Origin of the sequence: Streptococcus sp. 27098_8_134 (assembly GCF_041431675.1) — a bacterium.
Classification (GTDB): domain Bacteria; phylum Bacillota; class Bacilli; order Lactobacillales; family Streptococcaceae; genus Streptococcus; species Streptococcus sanguinis_R.
The window spans coordinates 104,695-130,411 of the sequence record NZ_JAPVYD010000002.1; the positions used below are offsets into that span (position 1 = coordinate 104,695).

At 42.7% G+C, this 25,717-nt stretch carries 29 protein-coding genes; 26 read left to right on the forward strand and 3 right to left on the reverse strand.

Translation table 11 applies throughout. The features are described from left to right. Nucleotides 1-25 precede the first annotated feature (25 nt). From upp to O3620_RS05030, 9 genes are all read left to right on the forward strand, one after another. On the forward strand, nucleotides 26-655 hold the full coding sequence (upp, locus tag O3620_RS04990) for a uracil phosphoribosyltransferase (protein ID WP_002918524.1): 630 nt from the start codon (nucleotides 26-28) through the stop codon (nucleotides 653-655). 80 nt (nucleotides 656-735) lie between these two features. Then, the gene (locus O3620_RS04995; protein WP_223312420.1) at nucleotides 736-1,353 is read left to right on the forward strand and encodes an ATP-dependent Clp protease proteolytic subunit; all 618 of its coding nucleotides are present in this window, start codon (nucleotides 736-738) and stop codon (nucleotides 1,351-1,353) included. A 158-nt stretch (nucleotides 1,354-1,511) separates the two neighbouring features. After that, nucleotides 1,512-1,781 (forward strand): YlbG family protein, encoded by a 270-nt coding sequence (locus O3620_RS05000; protein ID WP_002918525.1) that lies wholly within the window; start codon nucleotides 1,512-1,514, stop codon nucleotides 1,779-1,781. A gap of 88 nt (nucleotides 1,782-1,869) precedes the next feature. Next, nucleotides 1,870-3,030 carry an ABC transporter substrate-binding protein gene (locus O3620_RS05005; RefSeq protein WP_002894677.1) on the forward strand — a complete coding sequence of 387 codons (1,161 nt, stop codon included), beginning with the start codon at nucleotides 1,870-1,872 and terminating at the stop codon, nucleotides 3,028-3,030. 245 nt (nucleotides 3,031-3,275) lie between these two features. Then, entirely contained in the window at nucleotides 3,276-4,145 is an 870-nt protein-coding gene (locus O3620_RS05010) for a branched-chain amino acid ABC transporter permease (RefSeq protein WP_002894678.1), read from the forward strand. A 3-nt stretch (nucleotides 4,146-4,148) separates the two neighbouring features. Then, complete coding sequence (locus O3620_RS05015) at nucleotides 4,149-5,102, forward strand: branched-chain amino acid ABC transporter permease (RefSeq protein ID WP_002914606.1); 954 nt, start codon at nucleotides 4,149-4,151, stop codon at nucleotides 5,100-5,102. Beyond that, complete coding sequence (locus O3620_RS05020) at nucleotides 5,102-5,866, forward strand: ABC transporter ATP-binding protein (protein ID WP_002918526.1); 765 nt, start codon at nucleotides 5,102-5,104, stop codon at nucleotides 5,864-5,866. Before O3620_RS05015 ends, O3620_RS05020 begins: the two co-directional genes overlap by 1 nt. Beyond that, nucleotides 5,866-6,576, forward strand: coding sequence for an ABC transporter ATP-binding protein (locus O3620_RS05025; protein WP_002894681.1), 711 nt, complete (start codon nucleotides 5,866-5,868; stop codon nucleotides 6,574-6,576). The genes O3620_RS05020 and O3620_RS05025 overlap by 1 nt, the downstream gene beginning before the upstream one ends. Nucleotides 6,577-7,252: 676 nt before the next feature. Continuing rightward, entirely contained in the window at nucleotides 7,253-7,909 is a 657-nt protein-coding gene (locus tag O3620_RS05030; RefSeq protein WP_002914607.1) for a CBS and ACT domain-containing protein, read from the forward strand. A gap of 33 nt (nucleotides 7,910-7,942) precedes the next feature. Here O3620_RS05030 and O3620_RS05035 read toward each other — a convergent pair whose 3' ends face one another. Continuing rightward, the gene (locus O3620_RS05035) at nucleotides 7,943-8,830 is read right to left on the reverse strand and encodes a YitT family protein (RefSeq protein WP_002918527.1); all 888 of its coding nucleotides are present in this window, start codon (nucleotides 8,828-8,830) and stop codon (nucleotides 7,943-7,945) included. Between the two features lie 312 nt (nucleotides 8,831-9,142). Here O3620_RS05035 and tmk point away from each other — a divergent pair, with 312 nt between their 5' ends. The 8 genes from tmk (at nucleotide 9,143) to nth (ending at nucleotide 15,632) form a co-directional block, all read left to right on the forward strand. Then, nucleotides 9,143-9,781: a dTMP kinase gene (gene tmk, locus O3620_RS05040; protein WP_002918528.1), complete on the forward strand. Its 639-nt coding sequence runs from the start codon at nucleotides 9,143-9,145 to the stop codon at nucleotides 9,779-9,781. Then, nucleotides 9,778-10,668, forward strand: coding sequence for a DNA polymerase III subunit delta' (locus O3620_RS05045; protein WP_002918529.1), 891 nt, complete (start codon nucleotides 9,778-9,780; stop codon nucleotides 10,666-10,668). The genes tmk and O3620_RS05045 overlap by 4 nt, the downstream gene beginning before the upstream one ends. A gap of 24 nt (nucleotides 10,669-10,692) precedes the next feature. Next, nucleotides 10,693-11,010 (forward strand): DNA replication initiation control protein YabA, encoded by a 318-nt coding sequence (yabA, locus tag O3620_RS05050; protein ID WP_002894690.1) that lies wholly within the window; start codon nucleotides 10,693-10,695, stop codon nucleotides 11,008-11,010. A 2-nt stretch (nucleotides 11,011-11,012) separates the two neighbouring features. Then, the gene (gene rsmI / locus O3620_RS05055) at nucleotides 11,013-11,882 is read left to right on the forward strand and encodes a 16S rRNA (cytidine(1402)-2'-O)-methyltransferase (protein WP_002918530.1); all 870 of its coding nucleotides are present in this window, start codon (nucleotides 11,013-11,015) and stop codon (nucleotides 11,880-11,882) included. Nucleotides 11,883-12,138: 256 nt separating this feature from the next. Then, on the forward strand, nucleotides 12,139-13,230 hold the full coding sequence (serC, locus tag O3620_RS05060) for a 3-phosphoserine/phosphohydroxythreonine transaminase (RefSeq protein ID WP_002918531.1): 1,092 nt from the start codon (nucleotides 12,139-12,141) through the stop codon (nucleotides 13,228-13,230). 12 nt (nucleotides 13,231-13,242) lie between these two features. Then, nucleotides 13,243-14,418 (forward strand): 3-phosphoglycerate dehydrogenase family protein, encoded by a 1,176-nt coding sequence (locus tag O3620_RS05065; RefSeq protein ID WP_002905090.1) that lies wholly within the window; start codon nucleotides 13,243-13,245, stop codon nucleotides 14,416-14,418. Between the two features lie 136 nt (nucleotides 14,419-14,554). Then, a complete protein-coding gene (locus O3620_RS05070) occupies nucleotides 14,555-14,908 on the forward strand; it encodes an arsenate reductase family protein (protein ID WP_002905089.1) in 354 nt (117 codons plus the stop codon). 94 nt (nucleotides 14,909-15,002) lie between these two features. Then, nucleotides 15,003-15,632: an endonuclease III gene (nth, locus tag O3620_RS05075; RefSeq protein ID WP_002916951.1), complete on the forward strand. Its 630-nt coding sequence runs from the start codon at nucleotides 15,003-15,005 to the stop codon at nucleotides 15,630-15,632. A gap of 27 nt (nucleotides 15,633-15,659) precedes the next feature. On the opposite strand, the gene O3620_RS05080 is transcribed toward nth, so the two are convergent. Together O3620_RS05080 and O3620_RS05085 are read right to left on the reverse strand one after the other, a co-directional pair. Then, nucleotides 15,660-16,046: a VOC family protein gene (locus O3620_RS05080; RefSeq protein WP_002916952.1), complete on the reverse strand. Its 387-nt coding sequence runs from the start codon at nucleotides 16,044-16,046 to the stop codon at nucleotides 15,660-15,662. 11 nt (nucleotides 16,047-16,057) lie between these two features. After that, complete coding sequence (locus O3620_RS05085) at nucleotides 16,058-16,885, reverse strand: exodeoxyribonuclease III (RefSeq protein WP_002916953.1); 828 nt, start codon at nucleotides 16,883-16,885, stop codon at nucleotides 16,058-16,060. 141 nt (nucleotides 16,886-17,026) lie between these two features. Between O3620_RS05085 and O3620_RS05090 the strand changes: the two genes are divergently transcribed. The 9 genes from O3620_RS05090 (at nucleotide 17,027) to lacD (ending at nucleotide 25,692) form a co-directional block, all read left to right on the forward strand. Continuing rightward, on the forward strand, nucleotides 17,027-17,482 hold the full coding sequence (locus tag O3620_RS05090) for a DUF3290 family protein (protein ID WP_002897090.1): 456 nt from the start codon (nucleotides 17,027-17,029) through the stop codon (nucleotides 17,480-17,482). Next, nucleotides 17,479-18,111: a DUF421 domain-containing protein gene (locus tag O3620_RS05095; protein ID WP_371601495.1), complete on the forward strand. Its 633-nt coding sequence runs from the start codon at nucleotides 17,479-17,481 to the stop codon at nucleotides 18,109-18,111. Before O3620_RS05090 ends, O3620_RS05095 begins: the two co-directional genes overlap by 4 nt. Before the next feature lie 128 nt (nucleotides 18,112-18,239). Then, nucleotides 18,240-20,240, forward strand: a complete 2,001-nt coding sequence (gene metG / locus O3620_RS05100) for a methionine--tRNA ligase (protein ID WP_371601496.1) — start codon at nucleotides 18,240-18,242, stop codon at nucleotides 20,238-20,240. A 401-nt stretch (nucleotides 20,241-20,641) separates the two neighbouring features. Next, the gene (locus tag O3620_RS05105; protein WP_032908931.1) at nucleotides 20,642-21,403 is read left to right on the forward strand and encodes a hypothetical protein; all 762 of its coding nucleotides are present in this window, start codon (nucleotides 20,642-20,644) and stop codon (nucleotides 21,401-21,403) included. Nucleotides 21,404-21,845: 442 nt separating this feature from the next. After that, a complete protein-coding gene (locus tag O3620_RS05110) occupies nucleotides 21,846-22,601 on the forward strand; it encodes a DeoR/GlpR family DNA-binding transcription regulator (protein WP_002916958.1) in 756 nt (251 codons plus the stop codon). 207 nt (nucleotides 22,602-22,808) lie between these two features. Next, nucleotides 22,809-23,234: a galactose-6-phosphate isomerase subunit LacA gene (gene lacA / locus O3620_RS05115; protein WP_009659075.1), complete on the forward strand. Its 426-nt coding sequence runs from the start codon at nucleotides 22,809-22,811 to the stop codon at nucleotides 23,232-23,234. Nucleotides 23,235-23,250: 16 nt separating this feature from the next. Then, the gene (lacB, locus tag O3620_RS05120; protein WP_002894723.1) at nucleotides 23,251-23,766 is read left to right on the forward strand and encodes a galactose-6-phosphate isomerase subunit LacB; all 516 of its coding nucleotides are present in this window, start codon (nucleotides 23,251-23,253) and stop codon (nucleotides 23,764-23,766) included. A 12-nt stretch (nucleotides 23,767-23,778) separates the two neighbouring features. After that, nucleotides 23,779-24,708 (forward strand): tagatose-6-phosphate kinase, encoded by a 930-nt coding sequence (locus tag O3620_RS05125; RefSeq protein ID WP_371601497.1) that lies wholly within the window; start codon nucleotides 23,779-23,781, stop codon nucleotides 24,706-24,708. A gap of 3 nt (nucleotides 24,709-24,711) precedes the next feature. Further along, nucleotides 24,712-25,692 (forward strand): tagatose-bisphosphate aldolase, encoded by a 981-nt coding sequence (gene lacD / locus O3620_RS05130; protein WP_002918539.1) that lies wholly within the window; start codon nucleotides 24,712-24,714, stop codon nucleotides 25,690-25,692. Nucleotides 25,693-25,717 lie beyond the last annotated feature (25 nt).

Consider the following 25,717-nt stretch of genomic DNA (forward strand, 5'->3'; position numbering starts at 1 on the left):
TAAATTGAAAGAAGGAAATCCAATCATGGGAAAACTTGAAGTTATCGCTCATCCACTAATTCAGCATAAATTGTCTATCTTGCGTCGTACAGATACCTCTACCAAGGCTTTTCGTGAATTAGTTGATGAAATCGCAATGCTCATGGGTTATGAAGTTTTGCGCGATTTACCACTTGAAGATGTAGAAATTGAAACACCAATTACGAAAACAGTCCAAAAGCAGATTGCAGGAAAAAAATTAGCTATTGTACCCATCCTGCGGGCTGGTATTGGCATGGTGGATGGACTTCTGAGCTTGGTTCCAGCAGCTAAAGTTGGGCATATCGGAATGTACCGTGATGAAGAAACTTTGAAGCCGGTTGAGTATCTGGTCAAGTTGCCAGAAGATATTGACCAACGTCAGATTTTCGTTGTAGATCCAATGTTGGCTACGGGTGGTTCTGCGATCTTGGCGGTGGATTCTCTGAAGAAACGTGGTGCTAGCCACATTACTTTTGTATGTTTAGTTTCTGCGCCAGAAGGAGTAAAAGCCTTGCAGGGAGCTCATCCAGATGTTGATATTTTCACAGCCGCTCTGGATGACCACCTCAATGACCATGGTTATATCGTACCAGGACTGGGAGATGCAGGAGATCGTCTTTTCGGAACTAAGTAAAAGTTTATATTTGACCTTTTTTGACCAAAAGGATATAATAGTTCCGTAATTTGAAATTCTATTCCCTAGTTTGATAGAAAATTTTAAAAAGAGAAAGAGAGAAAACTATGATTCCTGTAGTTATTGAACAAACCAGCCGAGGGGAGCGCTCCTATGATATTTACTCTCGGCTATTAAAAGACCGCATTATCATGCTGACTGGCCCAGTAGAGGATAATATGGCTAATTCAGTCATTGCCCAGCTCCTTTTCTTGGACGCTCAAGACAATACTAAAGATATTTACCTCTATGTAAATACGCCTGGGGGATCTGTCTCAGCAGGTCTGGCCATTGTGGACACTATGAACTTTATCAAGTCTGATGTTCAGACCATTGTTATGGGTGTAGCTGCTAGCATGGGAACAATCATTGCTTCCAGTGGTGCTAAGGGCAAACGATTCATGCTGCCAAATGCAGAATATCTGATTCACCAGCCAATGGGCGGAGCTGGAAGTGGTACCCAGCAGACGGATATGGCCATTGTAGCTGAGCACTTGCTTAGAACTCGGAATACCTTGGAAAAAATCTTGGCTGAAAACTCTGGCAAGTCCGTTGAGCAAATCCACAAGGATGCAGAACGTGATTACTGGATGAGCGCTCAAGAAACCTTAGAATACGGCTTTATTGACGAAATCATGGAAAATAGCAACTTGAACTAACATAGGAGGAGCCCAAAGCGGCTCCTTTTGCTGTTTTAAATTTGTTAGTCTGTCAACACTAAGTGTTTTAAGCTAATCATAAAGCTTTTCAGGGCTAGTTTTTTTGCCCTATCTTTGCTATAATCATCTAAGAACTACATGGACTGGAAAGGAGTTTTATGATAGAGAGAGAAGAAAGAGTGGGCTTGATTGTCTATCTTTACTATAATCGAGATGCCAAAAAGCTAGCTAACTTTGGGGATATTATTTATCATTCTAAGAAGCATCGCTATCTGCATCTCTATGTCAATCAAGAGGAAGCCCAGAATTTACAGGAGAATCTGCCCAAGGAGCGCTACGTTAAGCAAGTTCGGATTTCTCACATAAAAGAACTGGATCAAAACTTTGTTGGAAGCCTGTATAGAGAGCAAGAAAACGTTATCATTTGATAAAGTTTCTATAAGGGGTTGACAATTGTCAGATAATTCGATATATTCTTACTATATCATCAATCAAATCACTTAAGGAGATTTCGGAATGAAGAAAAAATTTGCACTATCCTTAGTAGCTTTTGCTAGTGCGGCCCTTCTCGCAGCTTGTGGAGAAGTATCCAATAACAACTCAACAGCAACTGGTACAGAAATTGGCGATACGATTAAATTTGGTTTTAACTTTGAAGAATCAGGTGAAGTAGCAGCCTACGGTACAGCTGAACAACATGGTGCTCAGTTGGCCGTTGATGAAATCAACGCTGCTGGTGGCGTAGATGGCAAGAAGATTGAAGTTACTGATAAGGATAACAAATCAGAAACAGCTGAAGCATCTACCATCACTACTAGCTTGGTTACCCAAAGTAAGGTAAATGCAATCATTGGCCCTGCGACTTCTGGAGCGACAGCTTCAGCTACTGCAAATGCTGCTAAAGCAGGTGTGCCAATCATTACACCAAGTGCGACACAGGATGATCTGACCAACAAGCAAGATTATCTTTACCGTGCAACTTTCATTGATAGTTACCAAGGTAAAATCATTTCTAAGTATGTTACTGATAACTTGAAAGCTAAGAAAGTCGTTCTTTACTACGACCAATCTAGTGACTACGCTAAAGGAATGGCGGATGCCTTCAAGAAGGAGTTCAAGGGTGAGATTGTAGCAACGGAAACTTTCCAATCCAAGGATACAGACTTCCAGGCTGCTTTGACAAAGATTAAGGGCAAAGAATTTGACGCTCTGGTTGTTCCAGGTTACTATACAGAAGCTGGTAAAATTGTCAATCAAGCGCGTGGTTTGGGTATTGACCAAACAATCGTTGGTCCTGATGGCTTTGGTGATGCTAAGTTCGTTGAGCAAGCAACTCCTGCTGCAGCTACAAATGTTTACTATGTATCTGGCTTTACAACTTCTGGTGAAATGTCAGAAAAAGCTAAGAAGTTTATTGAAGCATACAAAGCTAAGTACAAAGAAGAGCCTTCTATGTTTGCAGCTCTGGCATATGACTCTGTTTATATGGCAGCAGAAGCAGCTAAAGGTGCTAAAACTTCAGTAGATATCAAAGACAACTTGGCTAAGCTTAAAGATTTCGATGGAGTAACTGGTTCAATCACTATTGATAAAGATCACAATCCAGTGAAAACAGCTCTGATGATTGGCTTGAAGGACGGTCAAGTAGATACTGTAGAAACAGTTAAAGCGGAATAAGAGTTATGAGGCTGGGGCTATCCCAGTCTTTGACTTGTTTTCTATTTTTAGTTGCTTGAGCAAGTTTGTAGATGATTTCTTTCTTTATAAATCTACGGATTTGAAAGAGTATTGTTTTATAATCTATTCTTCTTCGTTTCTCAATCAACTATTATTCGTATTTTGGGAGTGGGATGATAAAATCACGACCTGGTCTGCTGATTTTTGTCCCATTCCTTATTTTATTATAGAAAGAGTGGTGTCTAATGCTCCAACAATTAGTCAACGGTCTAATCCTGGGTAGTGTTTATGCGCTTCTGGCTTTGGGTTATACCATGGTTTATGGGATTATTAAGCTGATTAACTTTGCCCACGGCGATATCTATATGATTGGTGCCTTTATGGGTTATTACTTGATTAATATCCTGAAGTTTAATTTCTTCCTTTCTCTCATTTTAGCGATGATTGGGACAGCGATTCTCGGTGTGCTTATTGAGTTTTTAGCCTATCGTCCTCTGCGAAATTCGACTCGGATTGCGGCTTTGATTACAGCCATTGGGGTTTCTTTTCTTCTTGAGTATGGCATGATTTTCTTTGTCGGTGCCAATACCCGTTCCTTCCCGCAGGTTATTAAAACAGTACGCTTTAACTTAGGACCGATTTCTATCTCAAATATTCAGTTGCTGATTTTGGGAATTTCGATTTTCCTCATGGTGGCTTTGCAGTTCATCGTGCAGAAGACAAAGATGGGTAAGGCTATGCGCGCTGTATCTGTAGATAGTGATGCTGCCCAGCTCATGGGAATCAATGTCAATCGGACAATCAGCTTCACCTTTGCTTTGGGATCAGCTCTTGCAGGAGCTGCTGGCGTCCTAATTGCCCTTTACTATAATTCATTAGAGCCTTTGATGGGGATGACTCCAGGTATTAAGTCCTTTGTAGCGGCCGTTCTAGGTGGTATTGGAATTATTCCTGGTGCTGCGCTTGGTGGCTTTGTTATCGGTCTTTTGGAAACTTTTGCGACAGCGCTTGGACTATCTGATTTCCGTGATGCCATTGTCTATGCGATTTTGATTGTCATTCTTCTGATTCGTCCAGCTGGTATCCTCGGTAAAAATGTGAAAGAGAAGGTGTAAGGTATGAAAAAGAATTTAAAGATAAATATTTTTTGGCTTGGCCTTGTCTTAATCGGCTACCTGCTGATGACAGTATTGGTTAGTGCCGGTGTTCTCAATGCTTTTTACATTCAAATCTTAGAGCAGATTGGGATTAATATTATTCTGGCTGTGGGGCTTAATCTCATCGTCGGATTCTCAGGCCAATTCTCTCTTGGCCATGCTGGCTTTATGGCTATCGGTGCCTACGCAGTAGCCATTATTGGCTCTAAATCGCCAACATATGGAGCTTTCTTCATTGCTATGCTGGCTGGAGCTATCATTGCTGGTATTGTGGCTTTAGTAGTGGGTTTGCCGACCCTGCGACTTAAAGGGGACTATCTCGCGATTGCAACTCTTGGTGTCTCAGAGATTATCCGTATTCTGATTATTAATGGCGGTACTTTGACGAATGGCGCAGCTGGTATCCTATCCATTCCGCCCTTTACTTCTTGGCAGATGGTCTATGTCTTTGTTGTTATCACAACTATTTTGACCTTGAATTTCCTGCGCAGTCCTATTGGCCGCAGTACTCTGTCTGTCCGTGAGGATGAGATTGCTGCCGAGTCTGTTGGTGTTAATACTACTAGAATCAAAGTGACAGCCTTTGTCTTGGGAGCTATCACGGCTTCTATTGCTGGTTCTCTTCAAGCTGGCTTTGTTGGATCAGTTGTTCCTAAGGACTATTCCTTTACCAACACTATCAATATCTTGATTATTGTCGTTTTTGGTGGTCTAGGATCGATGACTGGAACCATTGTGGCTGCAGTAGTATTGGGAGTTCTCAATATGTTGCTGCAGGATGTATCCAGCATTCGGATGATTGTCTATTCTTTGGCCCTGATCTTGGTCATGATTTTCCGTCCAGGCGGACTTTTAGGAACTTGGGAGCTCAGCCTGTCTAAGCTCTTCAAAAAGAATAAGGAGGTCAAAGAATAATGGCACTTCTTGATGTGAAAAATCTAACTAAAAACTTTGGTGGTTTGACTGCTGTCAGCGATGTGACCTTGGAACTCAACGAGGGCGAGCTGGTTGGTCTGATTGGCCCTAATGGTGCAGGAAAAACGACCCTTTTTAACCTCTTGACTGGTGTTTATGAGCCTAGTGAAGGAACAGTGACACTAGATGGTTATTTGCTCAATGGTAAGGTACCTTACAAGATTGCTTCTTTAGGTCTAGGGCGGACTTTCCAGAACATCCGGCTCTTTAAGGACCTTAGTGTTTTGGATAATGTTTTGATTGCCTTTGGTAATCATCATAAGGCTCATGTGTTAGCTTCTTTCCTCCGCCTGCCAGCTTACTACAAAAACGAAGAAGAACTCAAAGCTAAGGCTTTGGAGTTGCTGAAAATTTTTGACTTGGACAAGGAAGCAGAAACCTTGGCTAAGAACTTAGCTTATGGTCAGCAGCGCCGCTTGGAGATTGTTCGGGCCTTGGCAACGGAGCCTAAGATCCTCTTCTTGGATGAGCCGGCTGCAGGGATGAACCCTCAGGAGACAGCAGAGCTGACTGCATTGATTCGACGGATTAAAAACGAATTTAACATTACCATCATGCTAATTGAGCATGATATGAGTCTGGTAATGGAAGTCACTGAGCGCATCTATGTGCTGGAGTACGGCCGCTTGATTGCGCACGGAACACCTGATGAAATCAAGAATGACAAACGCGTTATTGAAGCTTATCTAGGAGGTGAAGCCTAATGTCCATGCTTAAAGTTGAGAATCTCTCTGTCCATTATGGCATGATTCAGGCTGTCCGTGATGTCAGCTTTGAAGTAAATGAAGGAGAAGTTGTTTCCCTGATTGGTGCAAATGGCGCTGGGAAAACGACCATTCTCCGGACTATTTCAGGCTTGGTTCGTCCAAGTGCTGGTAAAATTGAATTTGTCGGCAATGAAATTCAAAAAGTTCCTGCTCAAAAAATCGTAGCAGCTGGACTTTCGCAAGTACCAGAAGGCCGCCATGTCTTTCCAGGTTTGACCGTTTTGGAGAATTTGGAAATGGGCGCCTTTCTCAAAACAAACCGTGAAGAAAATCAAGCCAATCTCAAAAAAGTCTTCTCTCGTTTCCCACGCTTGGAAGAGCGTAAAAACCAAGATGCTGCTACCCTTTCAGGTGGTGAGCAGCAGATGCTGGCCATGGGACGGGCTCTGATGTCTACACCTAAGCTTTTGCTCTTAGATGAGCCTTCTATGGGCTTGGCGCCAATCTTTATTCAGGAAATCTTTGATATTATCCAAGATATTCAGCGACAAGGGACTACAGTTCTTTTGATTGAGCAAAATGCAAATAAGGCACTCTCTATCGCTGACCGTGGCTATGTCCTTGAAACAGGTAAAATTGTTTTGTCCGGAACAGGCCAAGAGCTCCTCGCTTCTGACGAAGTCCGCAAAGCATATCTAGGTGGCTGAAACAATCCGGGGGATTGTTTCAGGTTGCAGATGGGAACTCGCAGTAGCGAGTTTTCTTCAAAAGGTCTGGGAGACATTTTTAGGTTGTTGATAGAAAGTTACGATAGTAACTTAACATTTTGAAAAGGTCCATTGGACCTTTTTAAGTTGCAGATAAAGAAAACAAGGTTTTCGTCAAGATGCCCAGGGGATTGTTTCAGGTTGCAGATGGGAATTCGCGAGAGCGAATTTTCTTCAAAATGTCTGGGAGACACTTTTAGGTTGTTGATAGAAAGTTACGATATTAACTTAACAGTTAGAAAAGGTCCAATGGACCTTTTTAAGTTGCAGATAAAGAAAACAAGGTTTTCGTCAAGATGCCCGGGGGATTGTTTCAGGTTGCAGATGGGAACTCGCGAGAGCGAGTTTTCTTTAAAATGTCTGGGAGACATTTTTAGGTTGTTGATAGAAAGTTACGATATTAACTTAACAGTTAGAAAAGGTCCATTGGACCTTTTTTCTTCTCTTAGATGCTTAAAATAGTATATCTAGCCATTGTCCATCTTCAATTTTTCCAATCGCGGGATTTTTCTAAATTTTGAAAACTTAGGCAAAGGCCTTGGAAGCGTTTGAAATCAGCTTCAAAATAAAGTATAATAAGTATAAGAATTATGGATAGGAAGTAGAGGGAACTTTTATGGCAGTTAAAGATTTTATGACGCGTAAGGTGGTTTATATCAGCCCAAATACAACGATTGCTCATGCGGCAGATATGATGCGTGAGCAGAAACTCCACCGTCTGCCGGTGATTGAGAATGACCAACTAGTGGGACTGGTGACAGAAGGAACGATTGCAGAAGCTAGTCCATCTAAGGCAACGAGTCTGTCCATTTACGAGATGAATTATCTTCTCAACAAAACAAAAGTTGGTGATGTTATGATTCGTGATGTTGTCACGATTTCTCAGTTTGCCAGTCTGGAAGATGCGACCTATCTGATGCTGAAAAATAAGATTGGTATCCTGCCTGTCGTGGACAATGAGCAACTTTACGGGGTTATTACTGACCGTGATATTTTCAAGGCTTTCTTAGAAGTATCTGGCTATGGTGAAGAGGGAGTCCGTCTGCGCTTTGTCACTGAGAATAAGGTGGGGGTTCTTGAGCAGATTATCCGTCTTCTGGTGGAAGAAAATCTCAACATCTCCAATACCGTCAATATCTCACGCAAGGATGGCAAAGTCGTCATTGAAGTACAGTTAGACGGTAATATAGATACGGCGCTTCTCAAGAAAAAATTTGAGGAGCATGCTATTGAGTTGGCTGAGATTACACATACTGCTGCAAAAGCTTTATAAGCGATAAAAAAGCCTCATCGTTAGATGAGGTTTTTAACGTACAATAGGCTGTTTGTTGGCATCTAAAGTAAAGCCTTCGCCCAAAATCTCATGGGCTTCGGTAATAGTTGTAAAGGCAAATGGATCGACTTGGTTAATGAGTTTCTTCATCTGTTGCATTTCGTTACGGGAAACAACACAGTAGACAATCTGGAGATCCTGCTTGCTATAGAAGCCTTGCCCCTTGAGGAAGGTCACTCCACGATCCAGCTTGTTATTGATAGTTTCAGCCAGTTCTGCCGGTTTGCTGGTAACGATAAGGAATCCCTTGCCGGCAAAACCTCCTTCTGCGATCAGGTCAATGACGCGCGAGGTGATAAAGACAAACATTAGGGTATAAGACACCATGCGTAGGTCTTTGAAAACAAGGAGAACCAAGGTAATGACTACAAAATCAACAGTCAGCATGAGTTTGCCCATGGAAATGCTCGTATATTTATTAAAGATGCGGGCTACAATGTCAGTACCGCCCGTCGTTCCACCAGCATTGAAGATGATGCCCAGTCCAATCCCCAAAACAATCCCTGTTCCAAGACAGGCCAGTAAAACATCCCCGTCCAGAGCTGAGAGAAAATAGTTTTGCAGGTGTTTGGAAGCAGGTAGGATTTCAAAAATTTTGAGCCAAGCAGACACGGAGAAGGTCCCTAGAATGCTGAGATAGAGGGTTCGCGAGCCTAACAGCTTCCAAGCAATAATAAAGAGAGGAATGTTAATAATCAGGTTGGTCGTCGAGACAGGGATTTTAAACAGATAGTAGGCAATCAAGGTCAAACCCGTCGCGCCACCTTCATATAAATGAAAAGGAATGACCAAATAATGAATCCCAAAAGAAAAAATTCCAGCCCCAAAAATGATGGCCAGTACGTTTTTTAATTTAAACATAACATCCTCCTAAATCTATTTCCAGAAAGTTATTCTGAATATATTTTACCAAAAATTTAGCCTTTGTGAAACACTTTGAAAAAATTTTTAAAGTCTTTTCTTATGATGGGCTTTTAGCTTTTTTTTTGGTAAAATAAACAATAGATAAAAAAGAGTGGGATGAAAATAATGAGTTGACGGAATCGGCTCTTATCAGCCTGCACAGTAATGTGGACGGACTCTGCAAAGTAGATTATATCAAGCTTTAGGGCAAGTCTTATCTGCATTTTCTTATAAAGAACAAAAAATAGAAGTTAGAGATTAAAAGTAAAGATGAAAAATGGTATTTTGATTTCGCTGGAAGGTCCAGAAGGGGCTGGAAAGTCGAGTGTGTTGGAAGCCTTGCTTCCTTTTTTGAAAAATTATGGCACTGGTCTTATTACGACGCGGGAGCCGGGTGGCGTCCAGATTGCGGAGGCTATCCGCGAAGTGATTTTGGAGCCTAGTCATACGGCTATGGATGCAAAGACTGAGCTCTTGCTGTACATTGCCAGCCGCCGTCAGCACTTGGCTGAGCGGGTTTTGCCAGCTTTGTCGCAAGGAAAGCTTGTCTTGATGGACCGTTTTATCGATAGTTCAGTGGCCTATCAGGGCTACGGACGGGGTCTGGATGTGGCAGATATTGAATGGCTCAATCAGTTTGCAACCGATGGACTCAAGCCTGATTTGACCCTCTATTTTGATATTGATGTGGAAGAAGGGCTGGCGCGGATTGCTAGGAGCGAGAGTCGAGAGGTGAATCGGCTTGATCTGGAAGGTTTGGACTTGCACCAGCGGGTTCGGCAGGGCTATTTGGCGATTCTTGATAAGGAGCCCGAGCGCTTTGTCAAGGTGGATGCTAGCCAACCTTTGGATAAGGTGGTGGCTGATAGTTTGGCCATCATTCAGGAACGATTTGGGAATCCGTCATGAAGATAAAAGAGTTACAGCAAAGCCAGCCCAGCTTGTTTGAGCAGTTTCAGCATATTCTGGAACAGGGGCGGCTTAGTCACGCCTATTTGTTTACCGGAGCTTTTGGCAGTTTTGAAATGGCCCAAATCCTGTCTCAGAGTCTTTTTTGCGAGAATAAGCAAGGCGTCTGGCCTTGTCAGTCCTGTCGTTCTTGTCGTTTGATTGCAGCAGAAGATTTTTCTGATGTAACTGTGGTGCGACCGGTTAATAACATTATTAAAACAGACCGAGTTCGGGAGTTGGTCCGAAACTTCTCTCAAAGTGGCTTAGAAGGCAGTCGGCAGGTTTTCATTATCTGCGATGCGGATCGGATGCACATCAATGCAGCCAATTCCTTGCTCAAAGTCATTGAGGAACCACAGAGCGAGATTTATATCTTTCTTCTGACTGCTGATGAACAGCTGATTCTGCCGACGATTCGAAGTCGGACTCAGGTTTATCATTTCTTGAAAAATACAGCTGCTCTGCAGCACAGTTTGGAACAGGATGGCTTGATTAAAAGTCGAGCGGAGCTACTAGCTGCTTATAGTCAGACTCAGTCAGAAGCGGCTAGCTTGGCTCATAATAATGCCTTTTTTGAATTAGTCAGCGAATGCGAGCGCTTTGTCAAGGATTTTCAAACTCGTCCAAGTCAGGCATTTCTGCAGGTTTCGCGTCTGGCAAAGCTGGCTGATGATAAGGAGAAGCAGGAACAGGTCTTCAAGCTCTTGGAAGTATTATTTTATAAAGAGATAGCAACAGAAAGCGGTCGACAGGCCTTGGAGCAGCTTTTACTGGCTCGGAAGATGTGGCGGGCCAATGTATCTTTTCAAAACGCTTTAGAATATATGACTTTGAAGGGAAAGTAAAAAGAGTCAGCATAGGAGTATAAAATGGATAAAAAAGATTTATTTGACGCCTTGGATGATTTTTCACAGACGCTTTTAGTAACTCTTGCTGAGGTGGAGGCCGTCAAGAAAAATCTCAAGAGTGTGGTAGAGGAAAATATTGCACTGCATCTGGAAAATGACAAGCTGAGGGAGCGCTTGGGAGAGGTGGAGAAGGAAGCTCCAACCAAGACCAAGAAAAACCGAGATAATCTGCGTAAGCTTTACTATGACGGCTTTCATGTCTGTACGGATTTCTATGGTCAGCGCCGGGAGAATGACGCAGAGTGCATGTTCTGTGATGAATTGTTATTTAGGGAGTAGCGATGCAGGTTCAAAAAAGTTTTAAGGGCGAAACTGCCTACGGCAAGCTTTATCTGGTCGCGACTCCTATCGGAAATCTGGATGATATGAGCATCCGTATGGTCAATACCCTGAAAGAGGTTGACAGGATTGCGGCTGAAGATACGAGAAACACCGGCCTGCTGCTCAAACATTTTGGTATTGAGACTAAACAGATCAGTTTTCACGAGCACAATGCCAAGGAGAAAATCCCAATTCTCTTGGGCATGCTTCAAAGCGGAAATGATATAGCCCAGGTTTCAGATGCTGGTCTGCCCAGCATTTCTGATCCTGGACATGATTTGGTTCAGGCAGCGCTAGAAGCTGGAATTACTGTAGTGCCAATTCCTGGTCCTAGTGCTGGAATAACAGCCTTGATTGCCAGCGGTTTAGCACCTCAACCGCATATTTTCTATGGCTTTCTGCCTAGAAAGTCCGGCCAGCAGAAGGAATTTTTCACTAGCAAAAGATCCTATCCTGAGACCCAAATTTTCTATGAATCGCCTCATCGGGTTCGGGCTACTCTGGAAAACATGCTGGCAGTTTATGGTGACCGACAAGTCGTCTTGGTGCGCGAGCTGACTAAGATTCACGAAGAGTATCAGCGAGGACTGATTTCAGACTTGTTGGCTTATACGGCTGAACATCCGCCTAAAGGAGAGTGTCTCTTGATTGTAGCTGGGGCGACAGAAGATGCTCCGCAAGAAATTTCTCAAGAGCAGATCCTAGCTGAAATTGATCTTTTAGTTGAAGCCGGCAGCAAAAAAAATCATGCCATCAAGGAAGTGGCCAAGAAATACGGAAGGAACAAGAGCGAGCTCTATGCGGTTTATCATGAAAATAAGGATTGGTAGAAGCTCAGAAATTTCTCAATACAACCAGTTGTCTGTTTAAAAATTGGAAAAAGCGTAACTCAGCTTTTTAGTAAGACTATTTAATCCTGACTTAAACTCAGGATTTTTTTGTTATCTAGATTAGACAGTTGGTTTTGCTTATCTATATTTCAACAATGTTCGGGAATTGGCTAAAAAAGTGCTTGATTTCTGAAATAAAATAGATATTTTCTAAACTTTGTGATATGATATACAAAATAAATTTTGGAGGTAGGATATGACGATTTACAATTTTTCTGCTGGACCGGCAGTATTGCCCAAGGAAGTCTTGAAAAAAGCTCAAGCTGAGTTTTTAGACTATGCCCAAAGTGGCATGAGTGTGATGGAGCTGTCCCACCGATCCAAAGAATTTGACGATATTATCAAAGAAGCTGAGAGCTTGCTGCGTGAGCTTATGGATATTCCGGACAATTACCGCGTGCTCTTCCTACAGGGTGGGGCTTCTACCCAGTTTAGCATGATTCCCCTTAATCTAGCCCAAGGTGGCAAGGCCTACTACCTAGTGGCCGGATCTTGGGGAAAGAAAGCTTACACTGAAGCAGTCAAGCTGTCTAAGTTCATTCCATTTGAGCCGATTCTTTTGGCTTCGTCAGAGGATTTAAATTACACGGAAATTCCTTCTTTTGATGAGAAGGAGATTGATCCGCAGGCGGCTTATGTGCATCTGACAACCAATAATACAATCGAAGGAACGGCTATTTATGATCTGCCTACGACCAATGGCGTGCCGATTGTGGCGGACATGTCTTCTAATATCCTGGCTGCTCAGTACCGAGTAGAGGATTTTGGTTTGATTTATGCTGGGGCTCAGAAGAATATCGGACCTGCCGGCGTGACAGTTGTCATCATTCGAGAAGACCTGCTGGATGACGAACCAGTTCTATCTAGCATGTTGGATTACCGCATTCAGGCGGACAATGGCTCTCTTTACAATACACCACCTACTTTCGCCATCTATATGGCCAAACTGGTCTTTGAGTGGGTCAAGGAGCTGGGTGGTGTAGCAGAAATGGAAAAGCGCAATCGTGAAAAATCTAGCCTTTTATACGACTTCATTGAGCAGTCTGACTTTTATCGCAGTCCAGTCCGTTACAAGGAGCAGCGCTCAGTCGCCAATATTCCCTTTGTGTCTCCTAGCCAAGAGCTGGACGCCAAATTTAACAAAGAGGCTGCAGCAGCGGGATTCAGGAATATCAAGGGGCACCGCAGCGTAGGCGGCATGAGAGCCAGTCTCTACAATGCTTTTCCGCTTCAAGGTGTCAAGGACTTGATTGCCTTTATGCAGAAATTTGAAGAAGAAAATTCTTAAGGGAGGGAATCTATGGTCTTTAGTGTCAAAACCTTTAACAACATCAATCAAATCGGGCTTAAGGAGCTGGGCAATGCTTTTCAGATTGACGGAGACAAGTCTGACAATCCAGATGCTTATATCCTGCGCAGTCAAAACCTGCATGGACAGGAATTTCCAAGTAAGCTCAAAGCCATTGCGAGAGCAGGTGCAGGAACTAATAATATTCCTGTTGACCAGGCAACGGTTCAGGGAATTGTGGTCTTCAACACGCCAGGAGCTAATGCCAATGCGGTAAAAGAAGCAGTCTTGGCTTCTATTCTCCTATCTGCACGTGACTATATCGGAGCTAACAGTTGGGCTAATGGCCTTTCTGGTGATGATGTTCCCAAGCAAGTGGAAGCGGGTAAGAAGCAGTTTGCTGGGACAGAAATTGCAGAGAAGACTTTGGGAGTCATTGGGTTAGGAGCTATCGGCGGCCGCATTGCCAACGATGCCTATCGTCTGGGGATGAATGTCCTGGGTTATGACCCTTATGTATCCATTGAAACAGCTTGGAATATCTCTAGCCATGTCAAACGGGTAGCAGACATTAAGGAAATCTTTGAGAAGAGTGATTATATCACTATCCACGTCCCTCTGACTGAGGATACACGCGCTACTTTCGATCAGGCTGCTTTTGGTCTTATGCAAAAGGGAACAACCCTCATCAACTTTGCTCGTGGCGAGCTGGTGGATAATGCTGCCCTCTTTGAAGCCATAGAAGCTGGTGTAGTCAAGCGCTATATCACAGACTTTGGTGTAGAAGAGCTGCTCCGTCATCCACAGATTACTGTCTTTCCGCATTTGGGTGGCTCGACAGAGGAAGCTGAGCTCAACTGTGCCATTATGGCTGGGAAAACCATCCGCCGCTTCATGGAAACGGGCGAGATAATTAACTCAGTGAATTTCCCTAATGTCCGTCAGGCTCTCTCAGCGCCTTATCGGATTACCTTGATTAACAAAAATGTACCGAATATTGTGGCTCGGATTTCAACAGCGGTTAGTGATTTGAATATCAATATCGACAATATCATCAATCGTTCCAAGGGGGATTATGCCTATACTTTGCTGGATCTGGATGAATCGGATGAAAGCAAGATTCAGGAGTTGGTTGATAAATTTGAGAATAGCGACAATATTGTGCGCGTGCGTTTGATTAAGAAATAACAGAAAAACAGACTGTACTTCCCTAGGTGATAAGTCTGTACCAGCCGATGAGCCTTTCTCTTGTCGGCTTTTTCTAATGAGTCTCGGCTTGACAAGAAGGAGTTAGCTGGGCTATTATAGGGACGGAGGAAAAACAATGTTACAATTTATCGAATATCCAAAATGCTCTACCTGCCGCAAGGCCAAGGCTGAGCTCAATCAATTAGGAGTGGACTTTGAAGCGGTGGATATTGTCCAAAATACACCTACCCGGGACCAGCTCCTAGACTGGATCCAGAACTCGGACTTTGAGCTCAAGGCTTTTTTCAATACTAGCGGTCTCAAATACCGTGAGCTAGGGCTCAAAGAAAAGGTGCCACATTTCACAGCTCAGGAAGCTGCAGATTTACTGGCTACAGACGGCATGCTGATTAAGCGACCGCTCTTGGTGCGAGATAACCAGATCTTGCAGATTGGTTACCGAAAAGCATATCAAGAGTTGGGGTTGTGAAATATTAAGACCAGCTGCTTTCTCAATCATGATTTTTGGATGCTTCTTCCTTTCATGATATAATAAATCTATCTCAATCTTAGAAAGAAGAATCATGGTTTTATCAAAAAAACGGGCTCGTCATGTGATTGAAGAGATTATTGCTCTTTTCCCTGACGCCAAGCCCAGTCTGGATTTTCGCAATCACTTTGAGCTTTTGGTAGCGGTCATGCTGTCGGCTCAGACGACAGATGCTGCGGTCAATAAGGCAACGCCAGCTTTGTTTGAAGCCTATCCAACCCCTCATGACATGGCTGCGGCTGGAGAAGCTGACATTGCTAAATATATTTCTCGCCTCGGGCTCTATCGCAATAAGGCCAAGTTTTTGAAGAAATGCGCCCAGCAGCTTTTGGATGACTTTGACGGTCAAGTACCACAAACGCGGGCGGAATTGGAAAGTCTAGCTGGTGTTGGTCGCAAGACGGCCAATGTAGTCATGAGTGTGGGCTTTGGCATTCCGGCCTTTGCTGTCGATACTCATGTGGAGCGCATCTGCAAGCACCATGATATCGTTAAAAAGTCGGCAACGCCACTGGAAGTAGAAAAGCGAGTTATGGATGTCCTTCCACCGGAACGTTGGCTGCCAGCCCATCAGGCTATGATTTACTTTGGACGGGCCATCTGTCATCCTAAAAATCCCGAGTGCGAATACTATCCGCAACTCTATCACTTTAAAGACATTTAAAAAGCGAGGTCAAATGACTTCGCTTTCTTATTCACTAAATCTTAAAAAATAACCATCAGGATCCAAAATCGCAAATTCATGAGGATAGATAAAGCTATTCCCCACTCGAAACTCTCTTTTTGTCAGCGGACGATGGATGGGATAGTCAGCTTCCAGCAGTTTTTGGTGGAGCTGAGGGACATCCTCAATACCAAAAGAAATATTGACACCGCGCCCGAAAGGATAGGTCAGTTGGGCTAATTCTTCTGCGCTGCCTTCTTCTAGCATAAGTTGGCAGTCTTCAAGCGAGAGGAAGAGAAATTTCTCCTCTGGACGCTCGTATTCGACAGAGAATCCTAGCAGGTCGCAGTAGAAGTGGCGTGATTTTTCGATGTCAGATACTACAAATTCAGGAATGACAGCTTGATAGTCCATTTGTTTTCTCCTTAGAGTTCAATCTCCATGACAATGGGTGTGTGGTCTTGGCGCGCACCGGAGTCAATCATATCAGACTTGGTCACCTTGTCAGCCACGCGGTTGCTTGTCAGCCAGTAGTCGATTCTCCAGCCTGTATTGTTGATTTTAGAAGTCTTGCTGCGTTGCGCCCACCAAGTGTACTGGTCAGGGATATCGCCGTGCAAGTGGCGGAAGGTATCGGTAAATCCTTTAGCCAGCAGGTTGGTAAAGCCAGCGCGCTCTTCGTCGGTAAAGCCTGGTGAACGGCGGTTGCTGGCTGGATTGGCCAAGTCGATTTCCTTGTGGGCCACATTGTAGTCGCCAGTAGCGAGGACTGGTTTTTGTCCATCTAGTGTTGCCAAGTATTCAGCGTATTTGGCATCCCAGACTTGACGGTCTTCTAAGCGTTTGAGTCCATCACCAGCATTAGGCGTATAAACTTGAGTGACGAAGAAGTCGTCAAATTCTAGCGTAATGATGCGGCCTTCGACATCCATGGTTGACGGAGCGCCGATTTCAGGGAAGGTTACGGTTGGCGTCAGTTCTTTTTTGTAGAGGAACATGGTTCCTGCATAGCCCTTACGTGCTGGCTCTTGGGAGGAGCGCCAAGTGTTTTCATAGTCTGGGAAAAGATTTGTCAAGATTTCCAAGTGCTTTTTAGTCGGGCCTGTTGCAGACAGTTTTGTTTCCTGAATGGCGATAATATCTGCGTTTTCAGCTTGCAAGGTTTGAAGGACAGCTTGAGAAAGCTGAGCGCGGGCAGAATCACTGGTCAATGCAGCGTTGAGAGAGTCAATGTTCCAAGAGATGAGTTTCATAAAATTTCCTTTTCTAGTAAAATTTACTGAGTTTATTATAACAAAATTTAGGAATGATTTATAGCAAAGTGATTGTAAGAAAGCTTGAAAAATAATGAAAATTTTTCTATAATTATCCTAGAAAAATAGAGGGAAGAAACCATGAAATTCTATTCTTATGATTATGTTTTGAGTCAGATTAGCCAGCAAAACTGGGTGACAGTTGCACTTTCTGTCTTGCTTCTGCTTGTGACAGGATTTTTTGCTTTTAAGGCCTATCGCAATAAGCGCGATTCAAAATTTCGGGAACTAGCCATCATTTCTGTTTTGGCCTTGGTGGCTATGGTCTTGATTGGCATTAGCAATTTTCAGACTGACCAAGACTCTAATAACCAGTTTCAAACCTCTCTGCATTTTATTGAGGTTATTTCAGAAGACTTGGGTGTGGATAAGTCGGAGGTCTATGTCAATACTTCAGCCGCAACTGATGGAGCGATTTTGAAGGTCGGAAAGAACTTTTATCGGGCTATGAGCGGCAGTGAGCCGGATAAATATCTGCTTGAAAAAATTGACTTGCATAAGACGACAGATATCGAAATAGTGGAGGTTGAAAAATGACATTGAATTTTCTTGAAATCCTAATTAAGCTAGCACTGGGGCTTTTCTCACTGGTTTTTGTTATCAACGTGACGGGAAAAGGCAATCTGGCGCCCAATTCAGCAATCGACCAGATTCAAAACTATGTTCTTGGTGGTATTATCGGTGGGGTGATTTACAATAGCTCCATTAACATTCTGCAGTATGCAGTCATTCTCATCATGTGGACCATCTTGGTTTTAAGCCTGAAGTTGCTCAATAACAATGTTCGTGCTGTAAAGCATTTGATTGATGGTAAGCCGACAACGTTGATTAAGCATGGGGAGCTGAGCCCCGAAGCCTGCCGTTCTGTTGGTCTTTCAGCAGCAGATGTAGCTTTGAAGCTGCGCAGCCAAGGTATTTTCCAGCTCAAGCAGGTCAAGAGAGCAGTTTTGGAGCAAAACGGCCAACTCATCATCGTACAGGCTGGTGAAGAGAATCCTAAATATCCCCTTATCACAGATGGTGTTGTCCAGATTGATATTTTAGAGTCTATTGACAAAACAGAAGAGTGGCTGGTGGAGAGACTGGCTAAAGACGGATACACCGATATTTCGAATATCTTCATTGCTGAGTATGAAAGCGGCAATTTGAATGTTGTGACCTATTAAACCTATAATATTTTCTAGGTTTTTTAATTGATTTGAATGTTAATGAATGTCTTTTCGCAAACTTAACAAAATATGATATAATGAAGTGCTACTAAAAAAGGTTTCATTAGCCTTGAAAGGATTAAAAAATGACTGAAAAACAATCGTTTTATATTACAACCCCTATCTATTATCCGAGCGGTAAACTCCACATCGGGTCCGCCTATACGACCATTGCTTGTGATGTTCTGGCTCGCTACAAACGTCTCATGGGTTATGATGTTTTCTATCTGACCGGTCTTGATGAGCATGGACAGAAGATTCAGGCCAAAGCTGAGGAGTCTGGTATCAGCCCTCAAGCTTATGTAGATGGTATGGCGGTTGGAGTCAAGGAACTTTGGAAGCTGTTGGATATTTCTTATGATAAATTTATCCGGACGACCGATGACTACCATGAAAAGGTTGTAGCCGATGTCTTTGAACGACTCTTAGCTCAAGATGATATCTATTTGGGTGAATATTCAGGCTGGTATTCTGTATCAGATGAGGAATTTTTTACCGAAAGCCAGTTGGCAGAAGTCTTCCATGATGAAAATGGAAAGGTAACAGGCGGAATCGCACCATCTGGACATGAAGTGGAGTGGGTATCAGAAGAGTCTTACTTCCTGCGCCTTAGCAAGTACCAAGACCGCTTGGTAGAATTTTTCAAATCTCATCCTGACTTCATCACTCCTGATGGTCGCCTCAATGAAATGTTGCGTAACTTTATTGAGCCAGGTTTGGAAGATTTGGCAGTTTCTCGGACAACCTTTACTTGGGGTGTGCCGGTGCCATCCAATCCTAAACACGTTGTCTATGTTTGGATTGATGCTCTTCTCAACTATGCGACAGCTCTTGGCTACGGTCAAGATGATCATGCTAACTACGATAAATTCTGGAATGGAACAGTCTTCCACATGGTGGGCAAGGACATTCTGCGTTTCCACTCTATCTACTGGCCAATCCTGCTCATGATGCTGGATATTAAACTGCCCGACCGCTTGATTGCCCACGGTTGGTTTGTCATGAAGGATGGTAAGATGTCCAAGTCTAAGGGTAATGTGGTCTATCCGGAAATGCTGGTAGAGCGTTATGGTTTGGATGCTCTGCGTTATTACCTCATGCGCAGTCTTCCGGTGGGATCTGATGGAACATTCACACCTGAGGACTATGTGGGTCGTATCAACTTTGAGTTAGCTAATGACCTAGGCAACTTGCTCAACCGTACGGTTTCTATGATTAACAAGTACTTTGACGGTCAGGTGCCAGCCTATGAAGAAAATGTGACAGACTTTGACGGACCTCTGGCTCAGGTGGCATCTGAATCCATCGCTGACTACTACAAACACATGGACGCAGTTGACTACCCACGTGCCCTGGAAGTAGTCTGGACGCTTATCTCCCGCACTAATAAATATATCGATGAAACTGCTCCTTGGGTTTTAGCTAAGGATGAAGCCAAGGTCAAAGAGCTGGCAGCAGTTATGAGCCACTTGACAGCGAGCCTTCGTGTTGTGGCCCACATGATTGAGCCTTTCATGATGGAAACGAGTAAGGCTGTCCTCAGTCAACTTGGCTTGCCTCAAGCGGATTCACTGGAAAACCTAGCAATTGACCAGCTCCCAGCAGGCTTGATAGTTGTAGAGAAAGGAACACCAATCTTCCCGCGTCTCGATATGGAAGAAGAAATTGCTTATATCAAGGGACAAATGGAAGGCAACAAACCTGCGGTTGAAAAAGAATGGAATCCAGAAGAAGTCGAGCTCAAACTTAACCGCAAAGAAATCAAGTTTGACGACTTCGATAAGGTGGAAATCCGTGTCGCAGAAGTCAAAGAGGTGTCTAAAGTTGAAGGCTCGGATAAGCTGCTTCAATTCCGCTTGGATGCAGGAGACGGTGAGGACCGCCAAATCCTCTCTGGTATTGCTAAATACTATCCAAACGAGCAAGAACTGGTCGGTAAGAAAGTCCAAATCGTAGCTAATCTCAAACCACGTAAGATGATGAAAAAATATGTTAGCCAAGGGATGATTCTATCAGCCGAGCACGGCGACCAACTGACTCTCCTTACCGTGGATGAAAAAGTTCCAAATGGAAGTTTGATTGGATAGCAATCTTTGATCTAATGACAATCCCCCAGCAGGAGTCTGCTGGGGGATTTTTGTATTTGGAAATTAAAAAGGTATGGTTTATGATTGAGAAAAGAATTGTTAGCCAAAAAACATTTAAATAACCGTCAGTACATTGACAAAGTTGACAAGTTGTAGGATAATTGGCTTGTAGATTTACTTTTATCTATTAAATTATTTTAGGAGAATTATTTATGGCTTTTTGGGATGATGTTGTTAAAGGAGCTGGTGACTTAGCCAATGGGACTGTTAAAGCAGTAGGAAATGGTTTTAATGCTACTACTAAAGCTGTCGGAGATGTTGCAGGGAGCGCTGGTAAAGAGATTGATAAGGTGGTTAATGGAGCTAAGGGTAAATTTGATGCGAAGCCAGAAGAAGTGGCCATGCAAGTCTTAGAGCAAGTATCCAAGCTACCAGTAGTTAAAGTTGATAGAAATCAATTTCTAATGGATAAATTTGGCAAGGGTTTAAGTCAAGATGAAGTAGGGAAATTATTAGCTGATGGTCCTGTAAATATTGTTTCCAAGGATAAATTGGACAAAGCTGCAAAGGCTTGTATTATGGATAATGTCCTATTATCAAGTGGAGCTTCTGTTCTTGCTGGTTTACCAGGAGGAATTGCTATGGCTGTGACCATACCAGCAGATGTTGCTCAATATTATGCCATGGCTTTAAAATTAGCTCAAGAACTAGGTTATATCTACGGTTTCCAATATCTGTGGTCTGAAAAGGATAAATTAACAGAAGAAGCCCAAAATACATTGCTATTGTATCTGGGTGTCATGTTAGGTGTTTCTGGAACAGGTGCGTTACTGAGAGCTGGAGGCATGGCGATTGGAAAACAGGCACTCAAATCAATTCCACAAAAAGCTTTAACGAAAACCTTGTATTATCCAATTTTGAAAAAAGTATTAAAGGTTTTCGGTATCAGTCTTACAAAGGGAACATTTGCTAAAGGAGTTTCCAAGGTTCTTCCTGTTGTTTCAGGGGTTATTTCAGGAGGTATCACTTTTGCTACTATGAAACCAATGGGGGAAAACTTGCAAAAAGAACTTTCTAAAATGATTGATTACAATGAAGAACAATATGAAAAAGATGTTAAATCAATCCGTAAAGAAGCTGAAGTAATTGAAGATGAGGAATAATTCAATTGTCAAAATTTATTATGAAAGTCTTTTGTTTACAAGTATGGGCTAAAGGTATGAATAAAATATCTAAAGATTTGAATAAACCTAAGGAAATGTCTGTTGGAAAGGCTCTGTTCTATTCATTTACCTTTCCAAAAATTTTAATTGGATATTAAAGACGAATGACAAGGATAAGTAAAATTTAATCAAGTCTTCTCACTTGCTTCAATTTTAACTGGCTGCTTAGGCAATATAAACTTTCTTTCCAAAATCAGACTTAGTAAACTACATAGTGATTAATCAGAATAGAAATAAGCCTCAGGATGATCATCTTGAGGTTTTTCTAATGTCCTATACCATATCGCAAACCCTCATTTTTGTTTAAAACAAACAAATAATATGGAAAAAAACAGAAAAATGAGTTATAATAAACAAAACTAGAGTGTAGAGAGGGAATAGTATGGGTAAAAATCAGAGACAGGATGAAATAATTAGGCTGGTTGATCGAGTTGGGACAGTGACGGTTGCTGAGATTGTAGAGAGTATGAAGGTCTCCGACATGACGGTTCGGCGGGACTTGATTGAGTTGGAAAGTAAAGGGCTGCTGACTCGTGTTCACGGTGGGGCTAAAAGTAATCAGCACCTCAAGTATAGAGAAATCCCTCATGAAGAGAAGCTTTATCAGAATATTGAGGCCAAGCGGACTGTGGCCAAGAAGGCTGTGGAGCTGATTGAAGATGGCGATACTATTTTTCTTGGACCGGGGACTTCTGTAGAAGTGCTGGCTGAGGAAATCAGCAATCAGCATCTGCGCGTGATTACAAATTGTCTGCCTATTTTTCACGATCTTTTGAAGAAGAAGTCAGATACCTTCAAAGTCTTTCTACTTGGTGGGGAGATGCGGGAAGCGACTCAAGCCTTTGTTGGTGAGATGACCAATGCCATCATGGATAAGATGTATTTTACCAAGATGTTTTTCAGCGGCAATGGTATCAAAAATGGTCAGATTATGACTTCTTCTTTTGAAGAAGCCTACACCCAGAAGCTAGCTTTGGAGCGCTCGACAGAGACCTACCTACTGATTGATTCTTCTAAGATTGGCAAGGAAGATTTCACTTCTATCTGTCCTTTGGCTGATATTACAGCTGTTATTACAGACCGGATGTCTGAAAATGCTCAAGAAGAACTGGAGGTTTATACCAAGATTATTTCCTAGTTTATTTTAAATGGATGAAAAAATTATCAAAAAGCTCTTTTTAGGGCTTTTTTGTTTATTTTAATCATCTTTAAAAATATTTTGATTAAAATAAACAAAAATCTGTTGACAAATAACTTTTAAAGGAGTATAGTATGCTTATAGGAAACAGAAAGTGTTTTTTATAAACAACATTCTGTGCAAAAAATCAAACAAAGGAGAATGCTCATGGCAATTATTATTGGAGCAGATGCTGCTGGAAGCAAGCTGAAAGATGTGGTCAAGGATTTTCTCGTCGGAGAAAACTTTGAAGTGGTGGATGTGACGAAAGAAGGTCAGGATTTTGTTGATGTGACCCTTGCAGTTGCGGCTGAGGTGAATAAGCAAGAGGAAAATCTTGGTATTGTCATTGACGCTTATGGTGCTGGTCCATTTATGGTAGCGACCAAAATCAAAGGGATGGTAGCGGCGGAAGTCTCAGATGAACGCTCTGCCTACATGACTCGCGGCCATAACAACTCTCGCATGATTACGATGGGAGCTGAAATCGTTGGTGAAGGGCTGGCTAAGAACATTGCCAAAGGCTTTGTAAATGGTAAATACGACGGCGGCCGTCACCAAATCCGGGTCGACATGCTCAACAAAATGTGCTAAGAAAAGGAGAAATCAAATGAAAATTGCAATTGGATGTGACCATATCGTTACCAATGAAAAAATGGCAGTCTCAGATTTTCTAAAATCTAAAGGCTATGAAGTTCTTGATTTTGGTACTTATGACCATACACGTACTCACTACCCAATCTTTGGTAAAAAAGTAGGGGAGGCAGTCGTTAGTGGACAAGCTGATCTTGGTGTTTGTATCTGTGGTACAGGTGTCGGTATCAACAACGCTGTAAATAAAGTTCCTGGTGTTCGTTCAGCTTTGGTACGTGACATGACTTCAGCTCTTTATGCTAAGGAAGAACTCAACGCGAATGTTATCGGTTTTGGCGGGAAAATTACTGGTGAGCTCCTCATGTGCGATATCATTGAAGCTTTCATCCATGCGGAGTACAAGCCGACTGAAGAAAATAAAAAATTGATCGCAAAAATTGAGCACGTTGAGACTCACAATGCTCATCAAACAGATGCCAACTTCTTTACAGAATTTCTTGAAAAATGGGATCGTGGAGAGTACCACGATTAGTGAGGTAGCTAGATGATTCTTACAGTGACCATGAATCCTTCTATCGATATTTCCTATCCCTTAGAAGAATTGAAAATAGATACTGTTAATCGTGTTTCGGAAGTCAGTAAAACAGCAGGCGGCAAGGGTCTCAACGTAACTAGGGTCTTGGCAGAAATTGGAGACCATGTCGCTGCGACGGGACTGATTGGTGGGACTAACGGAGAGTTCTTATTACAAAACCTCCATCCTAATGTTAGACAATGCTTTTATAATATTTCGGGACATACGAGGAATTGCATTGCTATCTTACACGAAGGCAAGCAAACAGAAATCCTGGAAGCTGGTCCGACTATTACAGGGGATGAGGCAAGGGATTTCCAAGAGCATTTCCGGTCTTTGATGGCTGAGGCGGATGTTGTCAGTATCTCGGGAAGTCTACCAACTGGTTTACCTGTTGAATATTATATTCAATTGGTTGAAATTGCTAATCAAGCTGGCAATAAGGTGGTGCTGGATTGCTCTGGAGCAGCTCTGGAAGCTGTACTCAAATCAGATGTCAAACCAACTGCCATCAAACCAAATAACGAGGAACTTTCTCAGTTATTGGGTCGCGAAGTTTCCAAAGATTTGGATGAGTTAAAAGCTGTTCTTTCAGAACCGCTCTTTGATGGAATCGAGTGGATCATCGTATCACTCGGTGCAGATGGTGCTTTTGCCAAACACTGGGACACTTTCTATAAAGTAGATATTCCTAAAATCCAAGTGGTCAATCCAGTTGGCTCTGGCGACTCAACTGTTGCAGGGATTTCGTCAGCCTTGAGCCATCGAGAAGACGATGCCTCTCTGCTCAAAAAGGCAAATGTTCTCGGCATGCTCAATGCCCAAGAAAAAATGACTGGACATGTCAATGTCTACAATTATGATAATTTATATAATCAAATCACAGTAAAAGAGGTATAAAGAATGGTATTAACAGAACAAAAACGCAAGTACATGGAAAAACTTTCTGATGAGAATGGCATCATTTCTGCTTTGGCATTTGACCAACGCGGTGCTTTGAAACGCCTCATGGCTCAACACCAGGAAGCAGAACCAACAGTAGCTCAAATGGAAAAACTGAAAGTTTTGGTTGCAGAAGAGCTGACCCCTTACGCTTCATCTATGTTGCTGGATCCTGAGTATGGACTGCCTGCTACTAAGGCTTTGGACAAGAATGCTGGCTTGTTATTGGCCTATGAAAAGACAGGCTACGATACTTCTAGCACTAAGCGCCTGCCAGACTGTCTGGATGTTTGGTCTGCAAAACGCATCAAAGAACAAGGTGCGGATGCAGTGAAATTCCTTCTTTACTATGACGTAGACAGTTCCGAAGAACTCAACCAACAAAAGCAGGCTTATATCGAGCGTGTGGGTTCTGAGTGTGTGGCAGAAGATATTCCATTCTTCCTTGAAATCTTGGCTTACGATGAAAAGATTGCGGATGCTTCCAGCGCTGAATACGCGAAAGTGAAACCTCACAAGGTTATCGGAGCTATGAAAGTATTCTCAGATCCACGTTTCAATATTGATGTCTTAAAAGTGGAAGTTCCAGTCAATGTTAAATACGTTGAAGGCTTTGGCGATGGTGAAGTAGTTCATACTAAAGAACAAGCTGCTGCCTTCTTCAAGGAACAGGATGAAGCAACTAACCTGCCATACATCTACTTGAGTGCGGGTGTATCAGCGAAACTTTTCCAAGAGACACTTGTGTTTGCTCATGAGTCAGGTGCTAACTTCAACGGCGTTCTTTGCGGACGTGCGACTTGGGCTGGCAGCGTTAAAGACTACATTGAGCAAGGTGAAGAAGCAGCCCGCAAGTGGCTTCGTACAACAGGATTTGAAAATATCGATGAACTCAACAAGGTTCTTCAAAAAACAGCTACCTCTTGGAAAGAAAGAGTCTAAAAATAGTTAAAAAATAAATAAAGTA